The 16,410-nt window shown below is 67.3% G+C and carries 13 protein-coding genes; 3 read left to right on the top strand and 10 right to left on the bottom strand.

What is annotated here, in order from left to right; genetic code table 11:
• Position 1 precedes the first annotated feature (1 nt).
• Genes LQ955_RS14735 through manD form a run of 3 tightly spaced genes read left to right on the top strand, consistent with a single transcriptional unit; the run spans position 2 to position 4,196 of the window.
• Positions 2-1,492, top strand: coding sequence for a glucuronate isomerase (locus LQ955_RS14735; RefSeq protein WP_231025257.1), 1,491 nt, complete (start codon positions 2-4; stop codon positions 1,490-1,492).
• Entirely contained in the window at positions 1,489-2,961 is a 1,473-nt protein-coding gene (locus LQ955_RS14730; RefSeq protein ID WP_231025256.1) for a mannitol dehydrogenase family protein, read from the top strand. The genes LQ955_RS14735 and LQ955_RS14730 overlap by 4 nt, the downstream gene beginning before the upstream one ends.
• The gene (gene manD / locus LQ955_RS14725) at positions 2,958-4,196 is read left to right on the top strand and encodes a D-mannonate dehydratase ManD (protein ID WP_231025255.1); all 1,239 of its coding nucleotides are present in this window, start codon (positions 2,958-2,960) and stop codon (positions 4,194-4,196) included. The genes LQ955_RS14730 and manD overlap by 4 nt, the downstream gene beginning before the upstream one ends.
• A 96-nt stretch (positions 4,197-4,292) precedes the next feature.
• On the opposite strand, the gene LQ955_RS14720 is transcribed toward manD, so the two are convergent.
• The 10 genes from LQ955_RS14720 to LQ955_RS14675 all read right to left on the bottom strand — a co-directional run bounded on the left by LQ955_RS14720 (position 4,293) and on the right by LQ955_RS14675 (position 16,407).
• On the bottom strand, positions 4,293-5,510 hold the full coding sequence (locus LQ955_RS14720; RefSeq protein ID WP_231025254.1) for an epoxide hydrolase family protein: 1,218 nt from the start codon (positions 5,508-5,510) through the stop codon (positions 4,293-4,295).
• A gap of 192 nt (positions 5,511-5,702) precedes the next feature.
• The gene (locus LQ955_RS14715) at positions 5,703-6,956 is read right to left on the bottom strand and encodes an ornithine cyclodeaminase family protein (RefSeq protein WP_231025253.1); all 1,254 of its coding nucleotides are present in this window, start codon (positions 6,954-6,956) and stop codon (positions 5,703-5,705) included.
• Between the two features lie 99 nt (positions 6,957-7,055).
• Entirely contained in the window at positions 7,056-8,438 is a 1,383-nt protein-coding gene (gene hydA, locus LQ955_RS14710; RefSeq protein ID WP_231025252.1) for a dihydropyrimidinase, read from the bottom strand.
• Positions 8,438-9,529, bottom strand: coding sequence for a (2Fe-2S)-binding protein (locus tag LQ955_RS14705; RefSeq protein WP_231025251.1), 1,092 nt, complete (start codon positions 9,527-9,529; stop codon positions 8,438-8,440). The genes hydA and LQ955_RS14705 overlap by 1 nt, the downstream gene beginning before the upstream one ends.
• Positions 9,526-10,686: an NAD(P)/FAD-dependent oxidoreductase gene (locus LQ955_RS14700; RefSeq protein ID WP_231025250.1), complete on the bottom strand. Its 1,161-nt coding sequence runs from the start codon at positions 10,684-10,686 to the stop codon at positions 9,526-9,528. The genes LQ955_RS14705 and LQ955_RS14700 overlap by 4 nt, the downstream gene beginning before the upstream one ends.
• Positions 10,683-11,597: a dihydrodipicolinate synthase family protein gene (locus tag LQ955_RS14695; RefSeq protein ID WP_231025249.1), complete on the bottom strand. Its 915-nt coding sequence runs from the start codon at positions 11,595-11,597 to the stop codon at positions 10,683-10,685. The genes LQ955_RS14700 and LQ955_RS14695 overlap by 4 nt, the downstream gene beginning before the upstream one ends.
• A complete protein-coding gene (locus LQ955_RS14690; RefSeq protein ID WP_231025248.1) occupies positions 11,594-12,826 on the bottom strand; it encodes a metal-dependent hydrolase family protein in 1,233 nt (410 codons plus the stop codon). Before LQ955_RS14690 ends, LQ955_RS14695 begins: the two co-directional genes overlap by 4 nt.
• A gap of 42 nt (positions 12,827-12,868) precedes the next feature.
• Positions 12,869-13,819 (bottom strand): ABC transporter permease, encoded by a 951-nt coding sequence (locus LQ955_RS14685; protein ID WP_231025247.1) that lies wholly within the window; start codon positions 13,817-13,819, stop codon positions 12,869-12,871.
• Positions 13,816-15,342 (bottom strand): sugar ABC transporter ATP-binding protein, encoded by a 1,527-nt coding sequence (locus LQ955_RS14680; protein ID WP_231025246.1) that lies wholly within the window; start codon positions 15,340-15,342, stop codon positions 13,816-13,818. The genes LQ955_RS14685 and LQ955_RS14680 overlap by 4 nt, the downstream gene beginning before the upstream one ends.
• 42 nt (positions 15,343-15,384) lie before the next feature.
• Complete coding sequence (locus tag LQ955_RS14675; RefSeq protein WP_231025245.1) at positions 15,385-16,407, bottom strand: sugar ABC transporter substrate-binding protein; 1,023 nt, start codon at positions 16,405-16,407, stop codon at positions 15,385-15,387.
• Positions 16,408-16,410 lie beyond the last annotated feature (3 nt).

Below are 16,410 nucleotides of genomic sequence, written 5' to 3'. Positions count from 1 at the left end.
CGTGTACCTCTCGCAGCGTCGCGACCCAGACCGGCTTCTGCCGAGCGATCCTGCCCTTCGGCGAACCGCCCGCGAACTCTACGACAGCGTGAGCGGGCTGCCGATCATCTCGCCGCACGGACACGTTCCGGCCCGGCTGCTCGCCGAGAATCGTGCGTTCGCCAACGCGGCCGAGCTCTTCGTCACGCACGACCACTACGTCACGCGCCTGCTGCATGCCGCCGGCGTCGACCTCGGCGCGCTCGGCGTGGGCGGCATCCACTTCGACCCGCGCGAGGCCTGGCGCCTGCTGGCCTCGAACTGGCAGCTGTTCGCCGGCACCGCGTCGGGGTACTGGCTCGACGAGGAGCTCACCGGGGTGCTGGGCATCGAACTCGAGGTGAGCGCCGAGACGGCCGACACGATCTATGACCAGGTCGCTGAGCGGCTCGCCTCGCCCGCGTTTCTGCCGCGGGCGCTGTTCGACCAGTTCGGCATCGAGTTTCTGGCCACTACCGACGATCCGCTCGACGAACTCGACCAGCACGATGCGCTGCGCGCCGCGGGGTTCGGTGCGGCGGGGTTCGGCGCCGGGTCGGCTGGCGGCGCGCCGGGCGGTGGCCCGCGAGGTGGCGCGGGTGGCAGCGCAGGCGGCAGCGCGGAGTTCGGGGCCGTGGCGCCCACGTTCCGGCCCGACCGCTACCTCGACCCGGATGCCCGCGGGTTCGCCGAGGGAGTCGCCACCCTGCTCGCCCGCACCGGCGCTTCCGCCACGTTCGCCGGCTACCTCGGCGCTCTCGAACAGCGCCGCCGGTACTTCATCGAGCACGGAGCCGTCTCTGCCGACCACGGAGTGCTCGAGCCGTTCACCGTCGATCTTGATGCCGTCGAGGCCGAGCGTCTGTTTCAGGCGGCCCTGGCCGGCACGGCCGATGCCGGCGAGCGGCGGGTCTTCCGCGGCCACATGCTGCTTCAGTCGGCCCGGATGAGCGTCGACGACGGCCTCGTCATGACCCTGCACGCCGGGGTGCTGCGCAACCACAGCACGGCGACCTTCAACCGCTTCGGGCCCGACACAGGTCACGACATCCCCGTAGCCACCACGTTCACGCGCGGACTCCGCCCCCTGCTCGAGAAATACGGCCTCGAGCCGAGCCTTCATCTCGTGCTCTTCACGGTCGACGAGACCACATACTCGCGCGAGATCGCGCCGCTGGCCGGGTTCTATCCGAGCGTGTACATCGGGGCTCCGTGGTGGTTTCTCGATGCGCCCGACGCCATGACGCGGTTTCGCGCCGCAACCACCGAGACGGCCGGGTTCTACCGGTCATCCGGTTTCATCGACGACACTCGTGCGTTCTTGTCGATTCCGGCCCGCCACGACACGGCTCGCCGAGTGGATGCCGGGTTCGTGGCCCGACTCGTGCACGAGGGCCGCATCACGCGTTCTGCGGCAGAGACCATCGTGCGCGACCTGGTGACCACGATTCCGCGGGCGGTGTTCAAGCTGTGAGCGACGTCACACCCACCCTTCTGACTCGAGCTGCTCGTGCTGAGCGGGGTGACGCCCGGCAGAAGCCGCCCGTGCGCCTCGTGCATCTCGGGCTCGGAGCGTTCCACCGCGCCCACCAGGCCTGGTACACCGCGCGGGCCGACGACGCCGCCGAGTGGGGAATTGCCGCCTTCACCGGCCACTCGACCGCCCTCGCCGGCGCGCTAGAAGCCCAAGACGGCCTCTACACCCTCATCGTGCGCGGCGCCGAAACCGACCGCTTCGAGGTGGTAGACAGCATCGTCGAAGCCCACACCGGCGGCGACCTGCTCACGTTCATCCGCCTGCTCGCGTCGCCCGCGGTGGCCGTGCTCACCCTCACCATCACCGAATCGGCCTACCACCTCCGCCCCGATTCCCGCCTGAACCTCGCCGCCGAAGACGTGCGCCACGACATCAACGAACTCACCCGGCTCTTCTCCGTCGACTTTGCGAAAAGATCCCCAAACCTCGTCGGGAACGGCCCTTTTCGCAAAGTCGACGGGCTCGGCGAGGTGCGCACGGCGTTGGGGCGGGTTCTGGTGGGGCTCGAGGCGCGGCGGCGCGGGGGAGGGTCGCCGATTGCTATCGTGCCGTGTGACAACATCCCGGGGAACGGGAGCGTCGTGCGCGCGGCGCTCGAGGAGCTCGCCGCGGCGGTCGCCGCCGCCATGGCCGCCGGCAACGCCGAACCGCTGCGCGACTGGATGCGCGAGAACGTCTCGTTCGTCTCCACCTCCGTCGACCGCATCACTCCACGCAGCGCCCCGGCCGACCGCGCCGACGTCACCCGCGCCACCGGCTGGATCGACGACGCCCCCGTCGTCACCGAGCCCTTCACCGACTGGGTGCTGAGCGGCGACTTTCCCGCCGGGCGACCGGCCTGGCATACCGCCGGCGCTCGCTTCGTCGACGATATCGAGCCGTGGGAGAACCGAAAACTGTGGATGCTCAACGGCGCCCACACGCTGCTCGCAGCCGCGGGCCGCCTCCGCGGTCACGCAACCGTCGCCCAAGCCGTGCTCGACCCGGTCTGCCGTGAGGCCGTCGAAGCGCTCTGGAACGAGGATGCCCGCCACCTCACCGCCACCTCGAGCCCCGACCTCGACCTCGACACCTACCGCGCGGCCCTGCTCGAGCGCTTTGAGAACCCGCGCATCGAGCACCACCTCGAGCAGATCGGCCAGAACGCGGCCACGAAGCTGCAGTTGCGCGTTTTACCGGTGGCCGAGCGCGAGCGTGCTGCCGGGCATCCTGCAGCCGCCTGCGCGAACGCCGTCGGTGCGTGGCTGGCCTGGTCGCGTCACAGCGGCGAGATCGCCGAATCGCTGTCGACCGTCGAGGCGGTGACGGCGCTCGACGCGGCGCTCGGCGGCGACTCCTCGTTCCTCAATCTGGTCGACCGCAGCGAAGCGACGTGGCAGAGCCTGTCGCAGAAGGAGAACCCATGATCATCGACAAAGCAGAAGTGATCGTCACCAGCCCCGATCGTAACTTCGTCACCCTGAAACTCTCCACCGACGACGGCCTGACCGGCCTCGGCGATGCCACGCTCAACGGCCGCGAGCTCGCCGTGGTCACGTACCTCACCGAGTACATCGTGCCGCTGCTGATCGGGCGCGATGCGAGCCGCATCGAAGACACCTGGCAGTTCTTGTACCGCAGCGCCTACTGGCGGCGCGGCCCTGTGACGATGGCCGCCATCGCCGCGGTCGACGTGGCACTGTGGGACATCAAGGCCAAAGCGGCCGGCATGCCCCTCTACCAACTGCTCGGTGGGGCATCCCGAACCGGCCTGCTCGCCTACGGACACGCCTCGGGCAAGACCACCGACGAGCTCTTCGACTCGATTCGCGACCACCAAGAGCAGGGGTACCGCGCGATTCGGGTGCAGACCGGAGTGCCCGGCCTAAAGTCGATCTACGGCATCGCCTCGAACGCGACCTACGAGGCCAACTCGGGCGTGCGCTACGACCACGAGCCCGCCCAGCGCGGCGCGCTGCCCGCCGAAGAAGACTGGGACACCCGCAGCTACCTTCGCCACGTTCCCACCGTGTTCGAGGCGGTGCGCAACGAGTTCGGGCCCGAGCTTCCGCTGCTGCACGACGGTCACCACCGCATGACGCCCATTCAGGCCGCGCAGCTCGGCAAGTCGCTCGAGCCCTACGACCTGTTCTGGCTCGAAGACTGCACCCCCGCCGAGAACCAGGAGGCGCTGCGGCTCGTGCGCCAGCACACAACTACGCCGCTGGCCATCGGTGAGATCTTCAACACCATCTGGGACTACCAGTTGATCATCCGCGAGCAGCTCATCGATTACGTGCGCAGCGCCGTCACGCACACCGGCGGCATCACGCACCTCAAGAAGCTGCTCGAATACGCCTCGCAATACCAGATCAAGTCGGGCATGCACGGCCCGACGGATGTCTCGCCGGTCGGTATGGCGGCCGCAATGCACCTCGGCCTGGCCATCCACAACTTCGGCATTCAGGAGTACATGAAGCACGGAGCGAAAACGGATGCCGTCTTCGAGCAATCGTTCACGTTCGAAGACGGCTTTCTGCACCCGGGCTCCGAGCCGGGTCTCGGCGTCTCGCTCGATGTGGATGAAGCGGGCAAATACCCCTACGTGAAGGCTTACCTGCCGTACAATCGCTTGGCGGATGGCACCGTGCACGACTGGTAAATTTCTGGCTTCGCCCGTGGTGTTTATTTCTGGCTTCGCCCGTCCCCGCCGGGCGTCCCGGCAGGCCGTCGAGCGTGATGGCTGGCGGTGGACTCTCTATCGGCTCGCTCGTAGCGGGGCGAAGAAGGCGCGCAGGTCGTCGACGAGGATGCCCGGCTGCTCGAGTGCGGCGAAGTGGCCGCCCACGTCGACGTCGGTCCAGCGCGTGATGCGGTTCTCCCGCTCGGCGTAACGCCGAATGCCTACGTCGTGCGCGAGCATCAACCCCGCGGTCGGAACCCCCGAGACGGCCTTGGCTGCACCCCATGCGGCCAGCTGGGCGTAGCCGATCCACGCCGCCGACCCGCCGGTGCGCGTCAGCCAGTACAGCATCACGTTGGTCAGCAGCCTGTCGCGGCCGACAACGGCGTCGGGCAGCGCCGCGCGCGGAAAAGTCCATTCGCGAAACTTGTCGACGATCCACGCCAGCTGCCCCACGGGCGAGTCGGTGAGCCCGGCGCCGAGGGTCTGCGGCCGTGTCGACTGAATAGAGATGTACCCGTACTCCTCACGCATGAACGCCTCGACCCGCGCCACCCGGTCGCGCTCGAGCTCGGTGAGTGAGGCCTTCTCCTCGTCGCTCACCGCCCACACGGGCATCCCGAGCGACCCGTTGACGTGCACGCCGATCACGCGGTCGGGCGCCAGCCGCGCGATCTCGGGCGAGATAGCCGAGCCGAGGTCGCCGCCCTGAACCCCGAACCGCTCGTAGCCGAGCCGCGTCATCAGCTCGAGCCAGGCGCCCGCAATACGCTCGGTGCCCCAGTTCGGCCCGGTGACGGGGCTCGAAAAACCGAACCCCGGGATGCTCGGGATCACCACGTCGAACGCATCCTCTGCCCTGCCACCGTGCGCCACCGGGTCGGTCAGCGGCCCGACAAGGTCGAGAAACTCGACGAACGAGCCGGGCCAGCCGTGCGTCAGAACGAGGGCCACGGCATCCGGTTCGCCCGACCGCACGTGCAGAAAGTGGATGCTCTGCCCCTCGATCACCGTCGTGAACTGCTCGAACGTATTGAGCTTCGCCTCTTCGGCGCGCCAGTCGTAGTGCGTGCGCCAGTAGTCGACGAGCTCGCGCAGGTAGGCCACGGGCACGCCGGTGCTCCAGTCGTCGGTGGCGGACGCGTCGGGGCCGCGGTCGGTGCCGGGTTCGGTGCCGGGTTCGGTGCCGGGCAGCGGTGGCTCGAACCGGGCGTGGTCGAGGCGGTACTGCAGGTCATCCAGCTCGGCCTGCGCGATCGCGATGCTGAAGGGAACGATGTCTGTGTTCGTCATGGTCACAGCCTCGCGCGCAAATAGGACGTTTCTTGTCCTGAAGGGCGAGCCTTCACCAGTGTTGACGCATCCTCCGGCAATGAATAATATGAGAATGTCTCGCCACTTCGAGCGAATTGGGTAAGTGAATGAGGTGGCGAGACATCCTTCAGCCCAGACCCGATCTCTCGCGTCGTGCTCGTTCGGCGCCTCTTACTGTGCCGACAACTCGATTCGCGTTCCCGCGCCGCGAGCGACGGCGAGGCGAGTCACCGCGGCAGCGACAGCCACGTCGGCCGCCGCGAAGCCGACGCTCTTGAAGACGGTCATTCCGTCGCGCCGGGCGTGGCCAGCGCGAGTTGCCGCAGATTCGCCGTCGGCACCGACACCGGAACTGGCACCGACACCGACACCAACGTCGCTGCTCTCACCGCCGACGCCCCGGCCGCCGACGCCTTCGCCGCCGCCGGCCTCAACGCCGCCGACCGCACCCAGCACTGCCCCGAGCTCCACCACCCGCGCCCGGTCGAGTCCATGCCGCGCGATGGCGAGCGAGATGTCGCCCGAGGTATCGACGGCACCCGCGATGGTGTCCACCACCACCGTGTCGGCTCGGGCGACTGCGCGCGGGTCGATCTCGGCCGCGGTGATCGAGTGGCTGCCCACGCCGCAGACGAGAACCGGGCCCGCGAGCCAGGCGTCGATGACGACAGGCCGGGTGGAGGTGGTAGCGGCGACCACGATGTCAGCCCCGATGACAGCTTTGGGCGCCGAATTGGCTGCCGTGACCGTCACTGCGACCGGGCGAGACCCCGCGGCCGACATCTCGGCGAGGTCGCGGGTCAGCCGCGCCGCGAAGTCTTCTCGTCGCCTGGGTGACCGTGACCACACACTTACCCATTCGAGCGTCGGCACGGCGTGCACCAGTGCGAGCGCCTGGCTGCGTGCCTGGCGACCCGTGCCGATGACGGCGAGCCGGCGTGAATTCTCGGGCGCGTAAAGTGTCGCCGCGAGACCAGACAACGCTCCCGTTCGCCAGTCGGTGATCTGCGAGCCGTCGAGAATCGCCTGCTCGCCTGACTCGCCGTCGATCAGGTAGATGAGCGAACCCGTCTGCGCGAGCCGCGATGCAGAACCCGCGCCAGAACCCGCGCCAGAACGTACGCCCGAACGTACGCCCGAACCCGCGACCGAATGCTCGAACGAATGCTCGAACGAATGCCAGGTCTTCACCGCGAACACGCTCTGATCGACGACCTCGGGCATGACCAGCAGTTCGCCCCGGGCATCCGGTGTCGCGGGCCGCGCCGCGTTCTCAGAGCGACCGCGCGCCAGCAGCTGAAGCGCGGTTCGGGCGATTCGCTGCGTGCGAAACTCGCTGTGCGCGATCGCTGCTTCACGCGTCGCCTCGAAGACGGCGTCGAGGGTGAGAAGCTCGGCGACGTCGCTCGCGCTCAGTAACAGCACCGGAGGCTCAGCAGCTCAGCGATGACAGCCATGACAGCGATGACAGATGACATGACCGCGACTTCTGCCGCGACGACAGCAGCGCCAGCGGTTCCGGCATCACACCGTCGCCCGCGGCAGGTAGTTTCCCCGCCCGCGCGCGCCCACATAGGTTCCGGATGCTGCGATCAGATCTCCCCGGGAGAACACCTGCTCGATTCGACCCGGTAACACCCAGCCCTCGTACGGCGTGTAGTCAAGTCTCTGGTTCTGAGTCGCGGCGCTGATCGTGGTCTCGCCGGCAGGATCGAGCACCACGATGTCGGCGTCAGACCCGGCGGCGATGACGCCCTTCTTCGGGTAGAGCCCGAACTGCTTCGCGGGGGCCGCCGACGTGAGCTCCACGTACTTCTCGAGGGTGATGCGCTCGCCGCGCACGCCCTCGCCGTACAGCAGGCTCATGCGGTGCTCGATGCCGGGGCCGCCGTTGGGGATCTCGCGAAAGTCGTGGGCTCCGAGGCGCTCTTTCTCGGCGAGGCAGTAGGGGCAGTGGTCGGAGCTGACGACGCTCACGTCTCCCGTGTTGAGGCCGCGCCACAGGGCATCGCGATGCACTTTCTCGCGCAGCGGCGGTGTCAGAACCACCTCGCCCGCCTTGAACCCGGGCTGGTCGTACAGCGACGGATCGAGCGTGAGATAGTGCGTGCACGTCTCGCCGGCGACACTCGCATTGCGGTAGCGCGCCTCGGCGACTGCCTCGACCGAGCCCTGGGTGGAGAGGTGCACGAAATAGATGGGTGCGTCGGCCATGTCTGCGATGGCGATCGCTCGAACGACTGCTTCGACTTCGGTCTCCGGCGGCCTGGAGAGAAGGTGTGACTTCGGGCCGGTCTTACCCTCGGCAACGAGGTCGGAGGCGAGCCGGTCGATCACGTCGCCGTTCTCGGCGTGAACGCACACCTGGCCACCGAGGCGCCCCGCCGTGCGCAGCACATCGAAGAGCTCGCCGTCGTTCACCATCAGCGTTCCGCGGTAGGCCATGAACACCTTGAAGCTGCTCACGCCGCTCTGCACTACCTCGGCGAACTCGTCGAGCTTGCCGCTCACCAGGTCGGTGACGCACATGTGAAACCCGTAGTCGATCACTGCCTTGCCGCGAGCCTTGTCGTGATGCACCTCGAGCGCGTCGAGCAGGGTCTGGCCTTTCACCTGGGCCGCGAAGTCGACGATGGTGGTGGTGCCGCCGCAGGCTGCGGCAATCGTTCCCGACTCGAAATCGTCGGCTGTCGGGGCCCCGTTCAGCGGCGACTCGAGATGAGTGTGCACGTCGACGCCGCCCGGCACGAGAAGCTTGCCGCGCACGTCGATGCGCTCGCAGTTCTCGCCGACGACGCCCGCCAGCTCGCCCACGGCGACGATGCGGCCGTCTTCGATGAGTACGTCGGCGGTCTGCGTCGAGGCGGAATTCACGACCTGGCCGCCAGAGAGAAGTGTTCGTTGCATCAGCGAGAGCCTTTCAGTGGGGAGCTAGTGGGGGTGATGTCGCGCGCAGTGGATGATCGGCTGACACCCTCGACGACCTCGCCGCCTATCGGCAGCGGCCGCACGGGGATGCGCGGCGTGAGGCCACCCGGGTCGACCCCGGCGAGCGTGGCGTGCCCCGGCACCCTCCCGGCGCACAATTCTCTGAGCAGCGGCTCGCAGAAGGTGCCTTGGCACCCGCCCATTCCGGCACGGGTCGCGAGCTTCACATCGCGGAGGTTCTGGATGCCCGGCACGCCTTCGAGGCGAGCATCCAGTTGCCCGAGCGTGATGCCCTCACACCGGCACACGATGGCGTCGCCCGGCACGGAGCCGGCGCGGTCTTGAGCCGACATGCGCGATCGTCTGCGCATGAGGGTTGAAAGCGGGCCTCGAGTCAGCAGGGCCCGTCGGCCGAGTGAAGCGCGCGTTCGTCGCTCGGCCGCCGTGTGGGCTCGCCCCGTCAGGCCGCGCGCGAGGGAGATGGCGGCGAGTCGACCCTGCAGTTCTGCGCCACGGGGGCTCCGGAGACCGCAGACATCGCCGGCCACAGAGATTCCGGCCACTGTGGTGCGCTGGTAGCGATCGTGGCCGACCACCCAGCCGCCACGCAGGTCGTCGTAGGTTGCCGCGCATCCGGTAGCGCGGGCCAGATGACTCGCGGCGCTTCGCCTCGACGACCCACCGCCGAGCATCGGCACCTCTGCGCTCCCCGTCGCAATGAGCACGGCTCGGCACACGATGACCTCTCGCCCGAACCCGGTCCCGGTCCCGGTCTGGACCCCGACCCCCGCCCGCGAAACATGCACGGTGAAGGCTCCGTCGGTGCGCTCGACCGCCCAGACCGCCGACGCATATCGAACCGGCCGACGTGTCGGCGGGTGCACCGGCCCCGTACTCGGCCACCGTACCGTGTGCGGCTTCCGCCGCCCTGCGCGCGGCGGCTCCGCTGGCGCCGCCGACTCATCGACCACGATCACCCGCAGCCCGGCATTCCACAACCACGATGCCGCCGCGCGCCCAGCGTGTCCGGCCCCGACGATGACCACATCAGCATTCAGTGCGCCGCTCATGCACTCGCCCCCGCGAAACGGCTCGGAGTGAAACGAGCAGCGTCGACGTCGGTGCGCTCGCGCATGGCGATTTGCGCCGCGGCCCAGCCGCAGCTGGGTCCGAGGGTGTATCCGGTGTGCCCGGCGACCGCCACGATCATCCCGGGCCGCCCGGGAACCTCGCCGATCACCGGAATCTCGTCGGCCGGCGAGCCGAGCAGCCCCTGCCACGAGCGGATGACCGACAGCCCCCGCGCGGCCGGAACCACCCGCCCGCAGTCGTCGATGCCGCCTACGATGCTCTCGAGCACCGGTTCCGTCGACCAGCCCAGTGGCGACGCGGCTTCGAGCAAGGTCGCCCGTCTGCCCCCGCCGATCATCACGTTGCCCGACGAGACCTGCTTCAGTGAAAGCGGCCGTGATGCGTGCATCACCAGCCGCGACATGATGGGCGGGGACGAGTTCGACACGCTCATCGTGAGTGCGGAAGCATGCATGGGAACAACGGCGTCGGCGAGCGCCGCGACCTTCTGCGTCCATGCTCCGGCCGCGACGATGATCGTGTCGGCGACGAAGCTCCGATCGCCGGCGCGCACCGCCCAGCTGCCGCCTCGGCGCCGGATGCCCGTGACGAACGAGTTCAGAACGAACTGCGCTCCGTCGAATTCGGCCCGGCGGGCCAGCTCGTAACACACCGTGCGCGCGTTCACCCAGCCCTCGTCGGCATGCCACGAGCCGCCCACGATCGTGTCGGAGACCTCGGGAACCCGCTCGGCGAGCTCTTCCCGGTCGAGGTAGGTGGTGGTAAAGCCCGCGCGGCGCTCCAGCTCGCTCTTCTGCCGTAGAGCGTCACGATCGCCGTCGGTCTCAGCGACCACCACGCCGCCGTTCTGGGTGATGTCGATGGCGCCGGAAAAGTCGGTGGCAAGCTCGCGCCAGCGCCGATTGGCGTCGAGGTTGAGCTCGAGTATTTTGGTGTGCTGCTCGAACTCTGCCTTGGATCCTTTCATCGCCGTGTAGCTGAGCTGAAAGTGCAGGTTGCCGGCCGTCTGGGTGGAGGCCTGCCCACCGATGGCGCCCGCGTCGAGCACGGTCACCGAGACACCCCGGGCGGCGAGGTAGTGGGCAGCCGAGCATCCGACGATGCCCGCACCCACAATCAGCACCGAGGTGGTCACAGCAGGTGTTGCGCCACGAGGTTGGCGCGCAGCCCCGCGAGGCCGGCCTCGTCGAGTTCCTGGTACGGGCGCCGGCTGTATCCGCCGGGCTGCCCCAACATGCGCATCGCCGCCTTGATCTGCGGAATCTGTGAGCCGAAGCGACCGCCGAAGTTGTATCCGATGAACGACGCGAGTTGCGCTTCGTAAACCGTTGCGTGCATTCTCGCTGCCTCGAGGTCGCCGGCCCAGAAGCTGTTGAAGAACGCGATGCCTTCGGCGGCGCAGAGAGCGCCTCCCTCGATGCTGCCGCTGCCACCGAGTTCCGACATCACGCCGATGCCGAGACGGCTGATGTAGTTGGCGAAGAAGACCGATTCCGTGCCCAGCGCTGCCAGAGTCTCGAGGTGCCTGCCGTAGTCGGGCGTGCTGTCTTTGATCGACACGACGCCATCGAGCCGGGCGAGCCTGCCCAGTAGTTCTCGCGACATGTCGAGCGAAATGCCGCGAGGCCAGTTATATACCATTATCGGAATATTGGTTCGAGCAGCGACTTCTTCGTAGAACAAGAAGATCTCGCGCTCGCTCGGCGCGGCGTACGGCGGAGGGGTGAAGAGCACGCCGTCGGCGCCCGCGGCAGCGGCGTGATCAGCCAGCTCGACCACAGCGTCAGGTGTGAAGGTGCTGCAGCCGACGACAACCGGATACGCGCCGTTCACGTGCTCCACCGCGACCTCGGCGACCCTCTTGCGCTCGGCGACAGTCTGCGAAAACCACTCACCCGAGCTGCCGTTCACCAGAACCCCGTGCACGCCGAACGACGTGTAGAGGTCGATCTGCTCACCCCAGGCGACCTCGTCGAGGGCGCCCGCCTTCTGGAACGGGGTGGTCGCGGCCGGCCAGTAACCGCGCCAGGGGGTGAGATCGCTCACAGCTGAGTCCTTTCATAGGGGTCGAACACGCTTCCCGACTGGATCACCGTGCGGTCGACGAGGTTCCAGAGTGCCTGCGGCGTCTCGTTCGGATTCTGCTCGAGCAGCACGAGGTCGGCGAGGCATCCGACCTCGATGCGGCCCAGATCGGGCCGGTTCAGCAGATCTGCATTCACCCGGGTGATGGAGTCGATGGTGTTGCCGACTGTCTCCACCTCGAGGTGCAGGCGCAGCCCGTTGAGCTGCTCTTCTTCGAGGTCGCCGAGCAGGTCGCTGCCCCAGCCGATCGGCACCCCCGCATTCCTGGCGATCTCGATCGCGCGCTGCCCGGCTTCGAGAACGAGCTTGTTCTTCTCGTAGGCATAGTCGGGCAGCCCGAGTGAGACCCCACGGCGGGCCATGCTGTCATAGGTGATGAGAGTGGGCACGAGATAGGCGTTGTACTCGACCATCAGCTGTGCGGTCGTTTCGTCGAGTAGGTTGCCGTGCTCGATCGAGCGCACTCCGTTCGTGATCGAATGGGTGATCGAGGCAGGCGAATACGAGTGAGCGGCGACGTAGGTGCCGCGGCGGGTCGCTTCGTCGACGGCGGCCCTGATCTCGTCTGCGCTGAACTGCGCGTTCTCGAGCGGGTCGGAGGGGGATAGCACGCCGCCGCTTGTCATGAGCTTGATGGCGGTTGCGCCGGCACGGAACGCTTCGCGCACGGCGAGCCGAACATCCTCGACTCCGTCGACGACACGGCCGACGTGTGTGCCGTGCACGCAGATGTCGAGGTCGCCGGGGCGCTGGTCGCCGTGCCCGCCCGTCTGGCTGAGTGCGGGTCCGGTATAGAGGTACCGCGGCGAGGCGAACAGTTTGGTGTTGATGGCCTTTGCAATGCCCATGTCGCCGCCGGCCACGTCGCGCACGGTCGTGAAGCCGCGCCGCAAAGCGCGGGTCAGCCGGCGGGCGCCCGCGATTCCCGACAGACTCAGCGGCTGCGCCGATTGTGCGAGGCCATCGAGCGTGTCGGCGTAGGCGTGAAAGTGGGCATCGATGAGGCCCGGCATCAGAAACCGCCCGGCAGCGTTCAGGCTCGGGATGCCCGGGTCGGTGCCGCCCGCAGAGAACCTGCCCGGGCTGATCTCGGTGATCGACCCGTCATCGATGCGAATGCTCGCCTCGTAGGGTTCGGTATCGGGCCCGCTGTATACGAGCGCGTCGGTGATGAGCAGTGAAGCGGTCACGGTGTTCCTTAGATCGAGTACGGAAGGGCAGAAGACGACGCGCTAACTCTTTCGGCGGCGGATGAGCTGGTCGACCGCCACCGCCACCAGGATGAGGAGCCCCTGTACCACCTGCTGAAAGGTGGTCGGCAGGCCCAGCAGGTTGAAACCGTTGGCGATCATCTGCAACAGAAAAACACCGAGAATGGCCCGCCAGATGGCGCCCTGGCCACCCGCGAAACTCACGCCGCCGATGACAGCGGCGGCGATGGCGGTGAATTCGAGCCCGGTGCCCATGCTCGGTTGCGCCGACACCGAGCGCGACGCGAGAACCACGCCGGCGATAGCCGAGAGACCGCCCGAGATCATGAAGGCACTCGTCTGCGCCCAGCCCACGCTGATTCCCGAGATGCGCGCGGCGGCGGGGTTGCCGCCGACGGCATAGAGCGTTCGACCGTAGACGGAACGCCAGAGCATGATTCCCGTGATCAGAACGACAAGCAGAAGCACCCACGACGCCCAGGTGATGTTGAGTATCGGCCCTCGCTTGGAGAGGTCGGCGATAGCCGGGTTGTTGATGGCCACGATCTGCCCGCCCGTGATGACCACGGCGAAGCCGCGGAACATCATGCCGGTGGCCAGAGTTGCGATGAAGGCGTTGACCTTGCCGTAGGTGACCGCGAGCCCGTTGAACGCGCCGAGGGCGACACCCACCAGAATGGCGACCACGACGCCGGGCCCGATACCGAAGGCGTTCATCGCGGTGGCGCCGATGATGGCGCTGACCGCCGCAATGGCGCTCATCGAGAGGTCGATGACCCCGGCGATCATGGCGATGGTGACCGCACAGGCCAGAATGCCCACGACCACCATCTGGTCGAAGAGATTCACGAGGTTCTGCTGGGTGAAGAAGGTCGTAGTGGTGGTCGACAAGATGATCACCAGCGCGATGGCGGTGAAGACGATGCCGTAGTCGCGGGCGTTCGCCTTCAGTCGCGTAACGAGGCCGTTCATAGTGTTTCGCCTTCCCCTGCTGGTGCTGGCACGCCGCCGAAGGCGGCTTCGATGACCTGTTGCCGGTCGGCTTCGCCCCAACGGAATTCGTTGACGACGCGCCCGGTACGCATGACGAGAAGGCGGTGCGAAAGCCCCATGACCTCTTCGATTTCTGACGAGATGACCAGCACGGCGATGCCCTGCGCGGCCAGGTCTCTGATCAGTTGATGAATCTGAGCTTTTGCACCCACGTCGACGCCGCGGGTGGGCTCATCGACAATCAGCACGCCGGGCTGCTTCATGGTCCAGCGGGTGAAGAGCACCTTCTGCTGGTTTCCGCCCGAGAGCGTCCACACCGGCTGTTCTATCGATGACGCTTTCACCTCGGTGAGCTTGGTGGCGACGGTGACGGCCGCCTTCTCTTTGCCCACCGTTCGAAGGCCCGCACGCGAATACCTTCGGCGAACGATGATGGTGGCGTTCTCGCGAATGGAGTGGATGAGCGACAATCCATCTTCTTTACGGTTCTCTGTCACCATGGCCATCCCCCGGCGAATGGCTTCGCGCGGAGTCGAGAGCTTCAGCCGCTCGCCGTCAAGCCACACCTCGCCCGCGGTCGAATGGTCGACCCCGAAGATCGCCCGCGCGACCTCCGTGCGTCCGGAGCCGATGAGGCCCGCCATTCCCACGATCTCTCCGGCCCGCACCGAGAGCGATACGGGGCCGATTCCGTCGGAGCGGGTGATGCCCCGAACATCCAGTCGCACGGGTGCGTCGGCGGGCGCAGGGGCTGGTTCGCGGTGGTCGGCGTCGACGAAGCGGCCGACCATGTGCCGGGTGAGAGTCTGCGTCGTCTGACCTTCGGCTGGCCCCGAGAAGGTGACCGTGCCGTCACGCAGCACGGTCACCTCGTTCGCCACGGCCAGCACGTCTTCGAGAAAGTGCGAGATGAGCAGAATGACGATTCCGGTCGACGCTAGCCGCCGGATGAGGGCGAGCAACTGCTCGGTTTCGACACTCGAGAGAATCGCGGTGGGCTCGTCCATGATGATCAATCGCGAACCGTGGGCGATGGCCCGCAGAATCTCGACCTGCTGGCGGGTGGCGATCGAGAGCGAACGCACCGGAGTACCGGCCTTGAGGCCCGTGAACCCGACCCGGTCGCGCAGCTCGTCGAAGCGTTTGCGGGTGGCCCGTTCGCTGACGAAGCCGAACTTTCGGTCGAGGTGGCCGAGCATCACGTTCTCGGCGACCGACCGGTCGAGTACGAGGGTCTGTTCTTGCGTGATGACCGAGATGCCCCGCGCGAGAGCGTCGCGCGGGGCACCGAAGTGAACCGTCTCGGCGTCGACCGTGATGGTTCCGCTTTCGGCCGACTCGAGGCCCGAGATGATCTTGATCAGAGTCGACTTGCCGGCACCGTTCTCACCGAGAATGCCGTAGACCTGCCCGGTGCGGAAGCTCAGCGACACTCCATGCAGCACGGTGTTGCCACCGTACGACTTGGTGATGTTGTCGATGCGCAGAAACTCGTCGTTCATGTCGTTCTCGTCTCAGGTGCTCGAGTCGGCCGTGTGGCTGGGTCAGTCGCTGTAGTCGCCGACCACGCCCACCAGGGTGTCTTTCGTGCCGATGCGATGTGCGTCTGTCAGGGTGTCGCCCGTGTCGATTCCGGTGGGCTCGGTGCCGCCGCGCAGAACGCTGAGGCCGACCTTGGCGGCAAGTGCAGCCGCTTCGCCCTCGGGAATGTCGTACGTGCCGAACCAGGTGCCGTTCTGCACGGCCGTGATGGCCTGTGTCGAGCTGCCGTTTCCGATCAGCTTGACGGTGCTGCCGGCCGGGAGAACCGACTGCACACCGGCGATCGCCTGGCTCGACCCGATGATCACGTTCACGTTCGGGTCGGCCTGCAGCAGATCCTGTGCTGCCGTGCGCCCGGTGTCAGCGGTGTAGCCGCCGGTGAAGTTGCTCACCACGGTTGCGCCGCCGGCCTGAAGGGCGTTCACCACTGCTGTGGTGCGGGCGTTGTCGAGCGGAAGCGCGGCGTTGCCCTGCAGGTACGCCACGGTGCACGGGCTGATTCCGGCGCAGGCCGAGAGGCCCATCTGGCCGAGGGCCGCACCGTTCTTCGTGATGACATCGCCGACGTAGTACATGCCCGGCACCTGAGACTCCGAGGTGTCGTACTTGGTGCCGACCGGGGTGAATTCGGCGACGACGGTGATGCCCTTGGCGATCGCGGCCTGCACGGCCGGAATGACCGCGGTGCCGTCATTGGCCTGAACGATGAACACGTTGTACTGACCCGAGGTGGTGGCGTCTTGAATCTGCTGAACCTGGGTGGCCGAGTCGAAGTTGCCGTCGAGGAACGTCGCCGAGGCGTTGTTCGCTTTCGCGTAGTTCTGGATGCCCGTGAAGCTGGCCTGTGCGAACGAGTTCGCCGCAGAGAAGCCGAAGAAGGCGATCTTGCCGGCGGTGTCGGCGCTGCCCGTGCTCGAGCTGGTGCTGCTGGCCGAGGTCTCGGGAGTGGAGCAGGCCGCGAGGCCCACAACCGCTCCCAGAGCGATCGCCGTGACGGCGATCTTCTTCAGTGTTCGAGTTCTCATCAG

Origin of the sequence: Subtercola endophyticus, from assembly GCF_021044565.1 — a bacterium.
Taxonomy (GTDB): domain Bacteria; phylum Actinomycetota; class Actinomycetes; order Actinomycetales; family Microbacteriaceae; genus Subtercola; species Subtercola endophyticus.
The sequence above is the reverse complement of the archived record's forward strand: the minus strand, read 5'-3'. Positions and strand labels throughout refer to the sequence as shown.